Source organism: Sporosarcina aquimarina, from assembly GCF_019748715.1.
Lineage (GTDB): Bacteria > Bacillota > Bacilli > Bacillales_A > Planococcaceae > Sporosarcina > Sporosarcina newyorkensis.
Window position 1 is genome coordinate 38,596 of the sequence record NZ_JACLBZ010000033.1, and the last position, 12,912, is coordinate 51,507.

Annotated in this window: 12 protein-coding genes and 1 pseudogene; 11 read left to right on the forward strand and 2 right to left on the reverse strand. The window is 39.1% G+C overall.

Translation table 11 applies throughout. The annotated features are described in order from the left end of the window. Positions 1–490: 490 nt before the first annotated feature. From H7J92_RS14690 to H7J92_RS14725, 8 genes and pseudogenes are all read left to right on the forward strand, one after another. The gene (locus tag H7J92_RS14690; RefSeq protein WP_221837647.1) at positions 491–1,243 is read left to right on the forward strand and encodes an ABC transporter ATP-binding protein; all 753 of its coding nucleotides are present in this window, start codon (positions 491–493) and stop codon (positions 1,241–1,243) included. Beyond that, positions 1,236–2,855 carry an ABC transporter permease subunit gene (locus tag H7J92_RS14695; RefSeq protein ID WP_221837648.1) on the forward strand — a complete coding sequence of 540 codons (1,620 nt, stop codon included), beginning with the start codon at positions 1,236–1,238 and terminating at the stop codon, positions 2,853–2,855. The genes H7J92_RS14690 and H7J92_RS14695 overlap by 8 nt, the downstream gene beginning before the upstream one ends. A 17-nt stretch (positions 2,856–2,872) precedes the next feature. Next, positions 2,873–3,862 carry an extracellular solute-binding protein gene (locus H7J92_RS14700; RefSeq protein ID WP_246603032.1) on the forward strand — a complete coding sequence of 330 codons (990 nt, stop codon included), beginning with the start codon at positions 2,873–2,875 and terminating at the stop codon, positions 3,860–3,862. 19 nt (positions 3,863–3,881) lie between these two features. Further along, positions 3,882–4,976 (forward strand): 2-aminoethylphosphonate--pyruvate transaminase, encoded by a 1,095-nt coding sequence (gene phnW / locus H7J92_RS14705; RefSeq protein WP_221837650.1) that lies wholly within the window; start codon positions 3,882–3,884, stop codon positions 4,974–4,976. Then, positions 4,973–5,800: a phosphonoacetaldehyde hydrolase gene (phnX, locus tag H7J92_RS14710; protein WP_221837652.1), complete on the forward strand. Its 828-nt coding sequence runs from the start codon at positions 4,973–4,975 to the stop codon at positions 5,798–5,800. The genes phnW and phnX overlap by 4 nt, the downstream gene beginning before the upstream one ends. 804 nt (positions 5,801–6,604) lie before the next feature. Beyond that, positions 6,605–6,937, forward strand: a complete 333-nt coding sequence (locus tag H7J92_RS14715) for a hypothetical protein (RefSeq protein ID WP_221837654.1) — start codon at positions 6,605–6,607, stop codon at positions 6,935–6,937. Continuing rightward, entirely contained in the window at positions 6,921–7,559 is a 639-nt protein-coding gene (locus H7J92_RS14720; protein ID WP_221837656.1) for an O-methyltransferase, read from the forward strand. The genes H7J92_RS14715 and H7J92_RS14720 overlap by 17 nt, the downstream gene beginning before the upstream one ends. A 155-nt stretch (positions 7,560–7,714) precedes the next feature. After that, positions 7,715–8,022: pseudogene (locus H7J92_RS14725) on the forward strand (tRNA-binding protein). A 280-nt stretch (positions 8,023–8,302) separates the two neighbouring features. Here H7J92_RS14725 and madM read toward each other — a convergent pair. Both madM and madL read right to left on the reverse strand, forming a co-directional pair. Continuing rightward, on the reverse strand, positions 8,303–9,067 hold the full coding sequence (gene madM / locus H7J92_RS14730) for a malonate transporter subunit MadM (RefSeq protein ID WP_078817653.1): 765 nt from the start codon (positions 9,065–9,067) through the stop codon (positions 8,303–8,305). A gap of 1 nt (position 9,068) precedes the next feature. Continuing rightward, positions 9,069–9,479, reverse strand: coding sequence for a malonate transporter subunit MadL (madL, locus tag H7J92_RS14735; protein ID WP_078817652.1), 411 nt, complete (start codon positions 9,477–9,479; stop codon positions 9,069–9,071). A 189-nt stretch (positions 9,480–9,668) separates the two neighbouring features. Between madL and H7J92_RS14740 the strand changes: the two genes are divergently transcribed. Genes H7J92_RS14740 through mdcA form a run of 3 tightly spaced genes read left to right on the forward strand, consistent with a single transcriptional unit; the run spans position 9,669 to position 12,904 of the window. After that, positions 9,669–10,319, forward strand: coding sequence for a GntR family transcriptional regulator (locus H7J92_RS14740; RefSeq protein WP_221837659.1), 651 nt, complete (start codon positions 9,669–9,671; stop codon positions 10,317–10,319). 9 nt (positions 10,320–10,328) lie between these two features. Next, positions 10,329–11,255, forward strand: a complete 927-nt coding sequence (locus tag H7J92_RS14745) for an ACP S-malonyltransferase (RefSeq protein ID WP_221837664.1) — start codon at positions 10,329–10,331, stop codon at positions 11,253–11,255. A gap of 2 nt (positions 11,256–11,257) precedes the next feature. After that, complete coding sequence (mdcA, locus tag H7J92_RS14750; protein ID WP_221837667.1) at positions 11,258–12,904, forward strand: malonate decarboxylase subunit alpha; 1,647 nt, start codon at positions 11,258–11,260, stop codon at positions 12,902–12,904. The last annotated feature ends 8 nt before the right edge of the window (positions 12,905–12,912 follow it).

Consider the following 12,912-nt stretch of genomic DNA (forward strand, 5'->3'; position numbering starts at 1 on the left):
GGTGGTTCTAGACTATATAGGCAGTATCATTGCCTACAGACGAATAGATTGGCAAAGCACTTGCAGAAATACATGAATGACAGGAAATCATTAGCGGCTTGTAAATTCTCCGGTTTTCGATTACTAAATATAAGTGAAAAGGGATAGAGGGGCAGGATGGATTTCTGCTCTCTCTATCCTTTTATTTTCATAATTTCAAAATTGTAATGATAAACAGTTGAGAATTTAAATGTAATAACATGATTAGCATTTTTTATATAAGAACTATTAATAGATTTGAAAATCGATCGCTAACGAACATCACATGGCAAGAGCCATTATGGAACATGATAAAATAACTGGTTTTATTACAATTTGAGTTGACGGAATAGTTCGTCGTATTAAGAACGCACAAGTAAAATTTTCTATTGATTTACACACCCTTTACATAAATCATCATGGAAATTAACATTCGGTTGCTACAATGAAATTACTTTGGGAGGTGATCCGTTTGCTGGAAATGCAAAACATAGGCAAAAAATATGATCAAAAAGTAGTTTTAGAAAATATAGATCTTGAAATTAAAACTGGAGAAATTGTCTCACTACTTGGACCAAGCGGCAGTGGAAAAACTACATTATTGAATATTATTTTGGGTTTGACTCAAATGGACCAAGGAAAAATCATTTTTAACGGAAAGGATATGAGCACGGTACCGATGAAGAAACGAGGCTTTAATATTGTCTTCCAGGACTATGCCCTTTTTCCTCATTTAAATGCCTATGAAAATATTATATACGGTTTAAAAAATAAGAAAGAACTGGTTACGAAGAAGGAGCTTCAGGAGTACATTGATTTTTTAGGTTTGAATCCTCACTTGAATAAGAAGATAGGCGAGCTGTCGGGTGGTCAGAAGCAAAGAGTTGCTCTTGCCCGAACGTTAGTGACAAAGCCGGAAGTATTATTGTTGGATGAACCATTAAGTGCGTTAGATGGTGTGATTAAGGAATCCATAAAAGAACGAATTAAGTCTATTGCGAAGGAATTCGATCTAACCACAATTATTGTCACACATGATCCGGAAGAAGCATTAACCTTATCGGATAAAATTCTCATTATTAATCAAGGAAATATTTCGCAGTTTGGCACACCATTTGAAATAATTAACCGGCCAAGTAATGAATTTGTGAAGAATTTTATTCTGAAACAATTGGAGATTAAAAGGCAAAATATTTATAACTTGTTCAGTGAAAAGTATGCTTAAAGTAAAGCTGGAAATCCGTGCTATTTACACAATCATAGTATGCTTATTTGCAATTTTTCTCATCTTGCCTTTGGTCGTCCTATTTATCCGTTCCTTTGAAACGAGTCAAGGATTTACGATCTCAAATTACCTTTCCATTCTAACCAACAATGACTTGATGGTATCCATTTGGAACAGCATAAAAATATCCAGCCTGACCGCTGTCATTACAACAATTTTAGCATTTTTGTTATCCTATACAATTAATTTTACGAGGGTTACTCGTCCTCTAAAGGGCGCTATTCAGATTGGAATCCTGATTCCGATGCTGCTCCCTACTATTACATATGGATTTGCGATTATGTATTCTTTTGGAAACCAAGGATTGCTGACAAAGCTCTTTGGTCGAAGTTTTTTTGAGATTTATGGATTTAACGGTTTGTTGATAGGTTATTGTCTGTATACATTACCGCCAGCATTTCTGCTGATTAATAACTCTTTTAAGTATATTGATAAGAAATTTATCATTGTTTCAAAGTTGATGGGCGATAGAACGCTGCGGAGTTTTATGAATACGATTATTCGTCCATTATGGGGAACTCTGGGGGGAGCATTTGTACTTTCTTTCATATTGAGCTTTACAGACTTTGGCATACCGGCTTCTATAGGAGGGTCTTATTCTGTTGTAGCAACGCAACTGTACCAAGTGATGCTTGGTTCTATTCCGGATTTCAATAATGGAGCAGCAATTGCCGTATTCATGCTAATTCCGGCAGTGTTTGCAGTATTCCTATTACAATACCTTGAAAAGTTCAATTTTCATTATGACAAACTTAGTGAGGTTGAGTTGCTTCAAAACAGAGCCAGGGACGTCGTATTGGGAATTCTTTCATCCAGTGTTTTACTAAGCATATTCGCCATCTTTGCCATCATGTTTGTCGCACCATTGGTCAATAGTTATCCTTATGATCTAACTTTTACCTTTAAGCATTTCACAGATGTCTTCCAGTCTAGTGATTTAGTGAATGTGTATAAAAACTCGGTAATTGTTGCGCTCCTAACCGCATTATTCGGTACATTAACCGCTTTTTGCGCAGCACTCTTAAATGTGCGCACACCTATTAAAGGAAAAGAAGCATTAGATATATTTTCAATGATTACAAACACCGTGCCGGGTATGGTTTTAGGGATTTCCTATTTACTTCTTTTTAATAATAGCAGTTTAAAAGGGACATTCGCCATTATCGTCTTATGTACTATTATTCACTACTTTACCACGCCGTATCTAATGGCAAAGAATTCACTTTCTAAAATGAATTTGTCATGGGAAATGACTGGAGAATTATTGGGAGATAGCTGGTTTAAGACAATTCGCCGAGTGGTTATTCCAAACTCGTTTTCCACTGTACTGGAGATGTTCAGTTACTATTTCATGAATGCAATGGTAACAATTAGCGGCATTATTTTCTTAGTGACGGCTACAACCTCGGTAGTTGCAAGCAAAATTAAGGAATTGCAGCACTTCGCTAAGTTTAATAAAGTTTTTGTTTTATCTATACTCATCTTTTTTACAAATCTATTCGTTAAGTTGCTTTGTGATTATTTTCAGAAAAGGCGACTTAAACACAATTAAAGTGAGGAGGAAACATATTGAAGAAAGGATATATCTTAACGTTAGCAATACTCAGTTCAATCTTGTTACTAGTTGGATGCATTGCAAAAGGCGCAACTTCGGACGGATCTGAAAAAGTTGTTATTTTGACAAATGGCGATGAAGAAGCCGTAACGTCTATGGAAGTAGCATTAAAAAATGCAGGATACGAAGGGCAATATGTATTTCAATCTTTAGGTACGTCTGAATTAGGAGGAAAGCTGATAGCTGAGGGGAAGCAGATAGACGCTGATATTATCACGATGAGTTCTTACTTTATCGACAGTGCTCAAGGTAAACATGGGATGTTCGCAGATTTGACATTTGCCACGAATGCTTTAGAAACGTATCCATCATACTATACGCCCGTGCTGGCAAATACAGGTTCTATTTTTGTGAATACGCAAGTTCTTATGGAAAAAGGTTTACCTACGCCATCTTCTATTGAAGACTTGACGAAACCAGAATTTAAAGGACTCGTTTCCATTCCTAATATAATGGATTCCTCAACGGGCTGGCTATTAGTGCAAGCGATTATTTCTCAATACGGTGAAGAGGAAGGAAAAACAATTCTTCGAGATTTAATTGCAAATGTGGGTCCACATCTTGAAAGTTCAGGCTCGGGGCCTATAAAGAAAGTAACAGCTGGAGAGGTGGCAGCAGGTTTCGGGCTCCGTCACCAAGCAGTCATCGCAAGTGGACAGGGTGCACCAATTGATTTCATTGATCCTACTGAGGGGAATTTCACACTTACCGAATCAATTGCAGTTGTAGAAAAAGACGATGCACAGACTGAACTTTCGATGAAAATGGCAGAAGTCATTATTAATGATGGCAGAGAAGGGATATTACAAGACTATCCAGTGGCTCTTTATGGCGGTGAAGTGATTAGTGACGATCATCAGCCTGCCCATACAAAGAAGTTTGGAGACACATTGACGGTTGAACTATTGAAGCAACACCAAGACTATTTTAATTCTGCAAAATAAAGATAGGGGAGTAATAGATATGAACCATTACAAGCTTTTAACGCCTGGCCCACTGACAACATCAAGTACGGTAAAAGAGGAAATGCTTTTTGACCGTTGTACTTGGGATCATGATTATAAAGCGATCACACAAAAAATAAGACGCCAGCTCCTTGACCTGGCACATGCCAATGAGGAAGAGTATACCGTTGTCCTTATGCAGGGAAGCGGCACATTCGCAGTGGAATCCGTCATGAATACAGCTATGTCGAATTCGGATAAGGCATTAATTATCACGAATGGCGCGTATGGAGAAAGAATTGTAAAAATGGCCAAATACATAGGCCTGAACTACACGGAGTATCGTGTACCTTATAACGAGCACCCAGATGAAAATGAAATCGGCCGAATTTTACAAAATGACCAAATTATCACACATATAGTGATGGTACATTGTGAAACGACTACGGGTATTTTGAACCCGATAGAAATGGTTTCGAACCTATCAAAAAAGTTTGGCAAAACGGTAATTGTAGATGCCATGAGTAGCTTTGGCGGTATGGAAATAGATCTGCCGTCACTTGGAATTGACTATTTAATAAGCAGTGCTAATAAATGTATTCAAGGAGTGCCAGGATTCGGCTTTGTCATTGCTAAACTGGACAAATTATTGGCATGTGAAGAAAATTCCCGGAGTTTATCTTTAGATTTATATGATCAATGGAAAGAAATGCACGAAGACGGAAAATGGCGTTACACTTCACCGACACATGTTGTAGCTGCATTCTCTAAAGCGATTGATGAACTGATAGAGGAGGGTGGGATCAGCGCTAGACAGCAACGCTATGAGACTAATAATCAACTGCTAAGAGTGGAACTGGAAAAAGCGGGTATTCACGCCTATATTACAGCAGAAAAACAATCACCGATCATTACTACATTTTTATTCCCAAATGATCAGTTCAGTTTTAACGAATTTTATTCATATATGAAAGAAAGAGGATTTGTTATTTATCCAGGCAAACTGACAGAGGTAGATACATTCCGAATTGGAAATATCGGTGAAATTTATGAAGAAGATATTGCCGCACTATGCATGATTATAGAAGAATATATGGGAGTGTTGTCAAATTGAGAAAGGTAGAAGGAATCATCTTCGATTGGGCTGGAACAACGGTGGACTTTGGTTGTTTTGCACCCGTAAATGTATTTATAGATATTTTTAAAAATGCGGGCATTGAAGTAACAATGGCTGAAGCAAGAGAACCAATGGGGATGCTGAAAATTGATCATATCCGCGCCATGCTGTCCATGCCTCGGATTTCCGCATTGTGGAGAGAAAAATACGGAAGATCATTTAATGAACAAGACGTAGAGCGTTTATATGGCGAATTTGAATCCGCACTCATGTCATCCTTAATTGAGTATACAGACCCTCTTCCAGAGGTATTGGAAACTGTAGTAGTATTGAGGAGTCAAGGTTTGAAAATTGGTTCGACAACAGGATACACCGAAACGATGATGGAGGTAGTAGTCCCGAATGCTTTTAAAAAAGGATATAAGCCAGACTTTTATATTACACCAGACGGAACAAACTCATTAGGAAGACCGTATCCTTATATGATTTACAGAAACATGGAAGCATTAAAATTGTCAGCATCATGGAAAGTGGTAAAAGTCGGGGACACAGTTTCAGATATTCGTGAAGCAGTAAATGCGGGTGTTTGGTCGGTAGGTGTCGTTATTGGCAGCTCAGAAATGGGACTCAGTTTAGATGAATACCATGCACTTTCCGAAGTAGAACAGGCCGAGGTCATCACGAAAACGCAAGAAATATTTCTCCGTAATGGTGCGGACTTCACAATTAATTCAATGAGTGAACTGCCTCTATTAATTGAGAAAATCGATCTTCTCATTTCGGAAGATAAGTTGCCTTCTAAATGGCTGTCAATGAAGTAATTATACAACCCTCAAAGTGGATATAGGTTGTAGAAAACAATTGTGTTTAGTTAAACTCTCATGTTTCATGGGGGCAAAACAAAAAATGATTAGTAATAAGAGAGCAGGCCGTTAAATGGTTTTGCTCTTTTATTGATCTGATGATTATGTGTCTTTTACTTGGCAGAGTTGGCGAGAACGCTTCGTCTTGGTTTCCTCAATTCAACTAAATGTCCAACTTCCCATGTATGAACTTACGGAGCAGTGCAAGTCACGTCGGGCTATTGAACTATTCTTCAAATGATCAAGCGGCTATACTTAGTGGAGCGGTGACGTCTCGGGAGAACGATTAAAACAGTTCAATGTTGTATGATTCAAAAAGAGATTTTCAATAAACGGAAAAATCACGCTACAGTTTTATACAATAAATTTCGAAGTACAATACAGATAGTGGATGAAAGTATTTTAGATGCCCAAAAAAGGATAGAGAAGCAGGAGCGATATCTGCTTTCCTATCCTTTTTTTATACTAAATAATAAATCTTGAAAATATGGAGATAAAGTGTGGACTACTAAATTAGACTGGAAAGGGGTGACGGGTGATAGCTATTTTTCGAGTGCTTAAAAATTGAATTGATTTGTCAGCATACAAGGTCTTGAAATAGTACAATTCTCGCTAGTCGCTGTGCGTATAACAGAGTGGATTTAGTGTCAGCATTACCTAAGCATTGTAAGCAGTGATTGAAGAACAGATCGTTGTATACAAATGTATACAATTAGTGGTATCATAGATTGTATACAATTGCATACAGTGGAGGGGTTACTAATGAGAGAAGAACACACAAGAAGAGAAGGGCGTCATCACGGTAGACGCCATGGTAGGGAAGAGGGGACGCGCGGTCCCAAAACATTTCGTCGTGGAAGGGCTCTTACTTTTTTAGAGCGCATGCATCTGAAGCGTGCAACGATCAAACAGCAACTTGAGCAGCCTGAGTTTCATTCCATTCAGCCTGTTTTAGTCGGAGAATTAAAAGCTATTGATATGGTCATTAATGAGTTTGTTCAACTCTTTGAAATCAATGAGGATGAGATGACGGATAGCAAACCATCCGAAGATACGACTGAGAAAGGGATTGAGTTAAATGAGGAAAATCAATGATTATATCGATACAGTATTTACGAAACAAGATGCATTGTTAGAGGAAGTGATTGCTTCGATTGAAGAAAACGGCATGCCCGCTATATCGGTGTCACCTTCTTCAGGAAAACTACTGACCATGCTGGTAACAATTTCAGGTGCAAAAAATATCTTGGAAATTGGCGCGCTTGGTGGCTACAGTGGGATTTGTCTTGCGAGAGGGTTTGGGAACGAAGGAACTTTGACATCCCTAGAATTAGAAGAGCGGTATGCAAAGTTAGCGGCAAACAATTTAGCAAATGCAGGCTTTGGTGATCAAGTGTTGTACCGAACGGGACCTGCCTTGGACAGCCTTGCGCAATTAGAGGAAGAAGAACAGCAATTTGATTTTTTCTTTATTGATGCGGATAAAGAAAACTATGCAAATTATCTAGAAGCTTGCATTCAGCTTGCAGAGCCAGGGGCGTTAATTGTACTCGATAATGTACTGGCTAGAGGAAGTGTGGCGGATCCGGAAGTGCAACCAAAACGCTATACTTCATTCATGCAATCATTCAATGAAACAGTAGCGAATCATCCACAATTGGAGTCACTTCTGATTCCGCTTGGTGATGGGATGACGGTTGCAGAAGTGAAGAAGTAAGAATAGCGTACCGGGTTCTCGTTGTATGAGAACCTATTTTTTGTATGAGCAGCAGCACTATGTTTGCAAATTAGTTTACTTTAAAGTGGTTTTTTAAATATTTGAAACAGATCTGATGCGAGAGGTTGATTAATTTGGCGACAATAGACGACTAATTGAAATTGGATATACGAGTGGGGACCGTAGTAGAAGCAGAACCATTTGACAAAGCACGGGTCCCAGCGATCAAGATGCGAATCAATTTTGGTGAATTTGGCATGAAATACTCTTCAGCGCAAATTACAAAGAGATATGTCCCAGAACAACTGATTGGACAACAAGTAATGGCAGTGGTCAATTTCCTGGGGAGACGAATTGCGGGTTTTAAATCGGAAGTTTGGTTATTGGTGGTATTCCAGAAGAGGTTGATGTTGTTCTGTTAAAACCAGACAAAGTGGTTGAAAACGGGACGCCAATTGCCTAACCACCTTTAAAAGAATAGATTCAGTCGTTGTTGATTGTGATTTAACTTTAACTTTCAATTTACTATACGAATAATTCATTTTATGATCTACAATTATTAATGAAAACAACTATATTCGTATACTATGAAATTTGGTATTATAATAAATTTGCAGGAATAAAGCCCTTCACTATACCTGTTGGTAGTGAGGGGCGGTATATTCATTATTATAAAACTTTGTTTGTCAGTTAGTAGATTGAATTCTCATCATTATTTTACTAAAATAAAAAATAACATATTATTACCATACTAAACCTGTTAGAATATAAAGTAGGGTTGGGCATAATAAGCATCCCAAACCTGTATAGAAGGTAGCTGTGACGGCTCCATACGGCACCAATCGTACATCCGTCGCAGCTAACCCACCTGTTACACCAGAAGTTGTTCCCATCAATCCTCCATATACCATTGCAGATAACGGATTATCAAGTCCAATATATTTTGCGACAAATGGCGTTCCTACCATAACTAAAACCGACTTGATCAAACCAGCGGCAATACTGATAGCAATTACTTCAGAACTGGCATTTAACGCAGCTCCTGTTATGGGTCCGACAATATAAGTAACTGCACCTGCTCCAATTGTAGTTAAGCTTACTGCATCGTTATAGCCAAATAGTAAAGCGATCAATACGCCTACAACAAATGAAAGCCCCACTCCGATGAATAAAGAAGAAACACCTCGTGCACCTGCTTTTTTAATTTCGTCGAAGTTTGCTCCAAATGATGTAGCAACAATTGCAAAATCCCGAAGCATGCTTCCTCCTAGCAAACCAATCCCCGCAAACAAGGAGACATCCGCCAGTCCTTTAGTTCCTTCAGTATAAACACCTCCGAAGTAAGCTAAAACCAAACCTAGTACAATAGCAATTGCAGATCCGTGTACGATACCCCTTGTAAGTTTTCCTGAAATAAGATACGCAACATACATGGTAACACCGACAATGACAAAGCCAGTAATCAACCCGTTTCCTTCAAGTACATTTGTAATCGCTTCCAAAAACATGTTACTTCACCTCCTGTGTCTTCAGTGGATGGCTTTGATTGAACTCTACCGCTGATTCCCTTGCCTTCTTCCCGCTAAGTAAAGGGACAACTGTCCAACTAATAACTACTGCTGCCACCCCTGCGATAATAGCCAAGGGACCTCCCGTTAAAGCGCCAAGTACATTTTGGCTCGCTGCCATTGCTATGACAATTGGGATGTACATAGCATTCCAAAAAGCGAGACCCGATTGAGCTGGCATGCTTAACATTCCTTTTTTCTGTAGCTTATCTACAACGACAATGAGTAAAAGCATTGCAATTCCTACTCCGCCAACGTTTGAATCTACGCCCATAATCGTTCCGATAATCTCACCGAAGAACATCCCAACTACAAAACAGCCTGCCAGTATTGCCACACCGTAAATCGCCATTTAAACACTCCATTTCTTTTTTATTTAGTCGACTGTATTCTAGACTTAAGAATAAGCAAAGTCACAAAGATAATCAAGCTAAATATTAAATATTTTAGAATATTCATAGTTTTGTATTGAAAATGGTTGGTAAAGTGTTTAATATGTTTAGTATACAGTCGACTAAAATTCATAATCTGAGGTGAAGGGATGGAGTATTTCGAAAAGTCTTTAGACAATGCTTTATCAAAAAAGGTGGCAAATCAATTATTAAAGCAAGTGTTGAGCAGCGAGCTAAAGCCTGGAGATCAGGTTGTAGAAAATAATTACGCAGAACAGTTTAACATCAGCAGATCGCCGGTAAGGGAAGCTATTTACTTGCTCACTATGGAAGGGATTATTGAACGTGTCCCTAGGAAAGGCGCTTTTATCAAGGGGTACACGATTGATGAGATGAAGGACTTGCTCGATGTTCGAAATTCTATAGAAATGCTGGCTGTCGAGCGTTTGATAAAACCGAGTGAAGAGAAAAAGTTATTAGAAGAGATGAGATTAGTCGTTCATAAAATGATGAAGGTAGAAAACTATACGGAATATACACATTTGAATTACCAATTTCACTATCTCATATTGAAACTGAGTAAAAGTAAGGTTTTGATTGATATGTACAGTAAGATATCTCTGCCTCTGCTGCGGATACAAATTATTCATTTCTCTAGCAATAAAGTGATTGAGAAGTCGGTAAAGGAACATAAGGAGATCTATAGTTGCTTAGTGAAAGATGATATTAGCCAATTGAAAACAATTTTGCGCAAACATACTGAAGATGTAATATACAGCGTAAAAAGCAAATTGTTATAGGTGATTGAAATGAAAAGTGCATGGTTATTCCCTGGTCAAGGCTCACAATACCCTAACTTTTTGAATGAACTTCCTCAGCATTCCATCATAAGCGATACATTGGAAACTGCATCGGAAATAATTAAAGAACCTATAGAAATGTTACAAACAGAAGAAGCGTTGATTAGTACAAGAAATGTGCAACTTACAATGTTAACTGCAAGCGTTGCAACGGCGCGATATTTCTTGAGCCTTGGAGTAAGCCCTCAATTCATTGCTGGTCACTCTGTCGGGGCTTTTGCTGCCGCAGTCATAGCAAATGTCTTAAGTTTTGAGGAAGCCTTATTGCTTGTGAAAAAACGTGGTGAACTAATGGAGGAACTTCAAGACGAGAACTATGGAATGGCGGTAATTGTTGGTCTGTCAGAAAATAGATTAGAAGAGATTGTTAGCGGTTTATATACAGATGAATATCCGGTTTATGTATCCAATCGAAATTCTCCGACGCAACTAACTTTATCAGGTCATAAACGAGCAATGCAAAAAGTTATTGATGAAGTAGACGGGAAGGGAGCCAGTTCAGCTAAAATGCTGAAAGTTACAACGCCATCTCACTCTCCTTTGTTTCTCCCCGTCCAGACTGTTTTAAAAGAAGAATTAGATTCTCTTGAACTTGGACGTCCTTCGATTCCTTTTATTGCAAACCGCAATGCCAGAGTATTACGGAGGTCAAAGGATATTGCACAAGATTTAGCGGAAAGTATCGCACTGCCTGTTCGTTGGCATGATGCCACAACAGTTTTATATGAATATGGCGTGCGTCAATTTATTGAGATGCCACCGGGAGACGTTTTGAAAAGGTTGGCTTCGAGTGCATTTCCTGAAATTCATAGTTATTCCGTCAGTAAAAATGGTATAGACGATTGTCTGTATGTAGAAAAAAATAAAGGAGTGTAGATATGGTTATTATTCAACAACGATCTTGGAAGCAAAAGCTTGAACAAAAACAACGAAGAGTTGAAAGTGTAAGTCATTTAGTCAATGGATCGATTATTCCTACAGAGAAAATTGTGGATGCGCTGGAGTTGCTGATTAAACCCGGGGACCGTGTTGTACTTGAAGGGAATAATCAGAAGCAAGCCTCATTTTTATCCCAGTCTTTGGTTCTTGTAGACCCAGAGAAGGTTCATGATCTTCATATGATTATGTCGAGTGTATCGAGACCCGAACATTTAGATCTATTTGATGAAGGAATCGCTAAGCGAATCGATCTGAGCTATGCAGGTCCGCAAAGTATGAGGATTGCCCAAATGATTGAAGATGGCCGCTTAGTACTGGGGGATCTCCATACATATATCGAACTCTATGGACGATTATTTGTTGATTTAACTCCCAATGTCGTGTTAGTTGCAGCAGACAAAGCGGATAGACATGGAAATTTATATACTGGTCCTAATACGGAAGAAACACCTACAATTGTTGAGGCTGCAGCTTTTAGCGATGGAATTGTAATCGCACAGGTAAATGAAATTGTAGATGAATTACCGCGGGTCGACATCCCAAATTCATGGGTGGATTTCATTGTTGAGGCAGATCATCCATATGAATTGGAGCCATTGTTTACGCGAGATCCGCGCCATATTACCGATATTCAAATTTTACAAGCGATGATGTGTATCCGCGGAATTTATGAAAAGCATAGTGTGCAATCATTAAATCATGGGATCGGTTTCAATACTGCAGCAATTGAGCTGTTACTGCCTTCTTACGGAGAAAAGCTCGGCCTTAAGGGAAAGATCTGCAAAAACTGGGTTTTGAACCCGCATCCAACACTTATCCCAGCCATAGAATCTGGTTGGGCAGAAAGTATTTACTGCTTCGGTGGAGAGTTGGGAATGGAAAAGTATGTAGAAGCAAGAAGGGATGTTTTCTTTACGGGTAAGGACGGAAGTATGCGCTCGAACCGGACATTGGCACAATTAGCGGGACAGTATGCTGCAGATCTCTTTATTGGATCAACTTTGCAAATGGATGCGTATGGAAATTCCTCAACTGTGACAAAGGGGCGTGTTGCCGGCTATGGCGGTGCACCGAATATGGGGCATAACCCGGGAGGCCGCCGTCATTCTACAGAGGCTTGGTATAACATGATGACTTCAACAGACGAGCTTGCAAGAGGAAAAAAACTAGTTGTACAGGTTGCTGAGACATATCAGGATGCGAATACACCTGTATTTGTAGAACGTTTGGATGCCGTTGATGTAAAAAAACAAGCCAATTTAGCTGTTGCCCCCGTTATGATTTATGCGGAAGATATTACGCACGTTGTGACGGAAGAAGGGATTGCTTATTTATACAAAACGGATAGCCCGACTGAACGAAGGGAAATGATTGCTTCGATTGCAGGAGTGACGCCACTTGGCATGGAGCATGATGTAAAGCAAACACAACAGTTACGTGACCGAGGGCTTGTTGCCTTACCTGAAGATTTAAATATTCAGAGGGGAGAAGCGAACCGTTCATTATTAGCGGCGAAGAATATCGATGAACTGGTCCAATGGTCGGGCGGTCTATATGAGCCTCCTGCGAAATTTAAAAGCTGGTAAGGAGAGGA

Excerpts from the sequence above, each read along its gene's own strand:
- H7J92_RS14715 (WP_221837654.1), top strand. The coding sequence starts at position 6,605 with ATGAGAGAAGAACACACAAGAAGAGAAGGGCGTCATCACGGTAGACGC.
- madL (WP_078817652.1), bottom strand. The coding sequence starts at position 9,479 with ATGGCGATTTACGGTGTGGCAATACTGGCAGGCTGTTTTGTAGTTGGG.
- H7J92_RS14740 (WP_221837659.1), top strand. The coding sequence starts at position 9,669 with ATGGAGTATTTCGAAAAGTCTTTAGACAATGCTTTATCAAAAAAGGTG.
- H7J92_RS14720 (WP_221837656.1), top strand. The coding sequence starts at position 6,921 with ATGAGGAAAATCAATGATTATATCGATACAGTATTTACGAAACAAGAT.
- H7J92_RS14695 (WP_221837648.1), top strand. The coding sequence starts at position 1,236 with ATGCTTAAAGTAAAGCTGGAAATCCGTGCTATTTACACAATCATAGTA.
- phnW (WP_221837650.1), top strand. The coding sequence starts at position 3,882 with ATGAACCATTACAAGCTTTTAACGCCTGGCCCACTGACAACATCAAGT.
- madM (WP_078817653.1), bottom strand. The coding sequence starts at position 9,067 with ATGTTTTTGGAAGCGATTACAAATGTACTTGAAGGAAACGGGTTGATT.
- mdcA (WP_221837667.1), top strand. The coding sequence starts at position 11,258 with ATGGTTATTATTCAACAACGATCTTGGAAGCAAAAGCTTGAACAAAAA.
- H7J92_RS14745 (WP_221837664.1), top strand. The coding sequence starts at position 10,329 with ATGAAAAGTGCATGGTTATTCCCTGGTCAAGGCTCACAATACCCTAAC.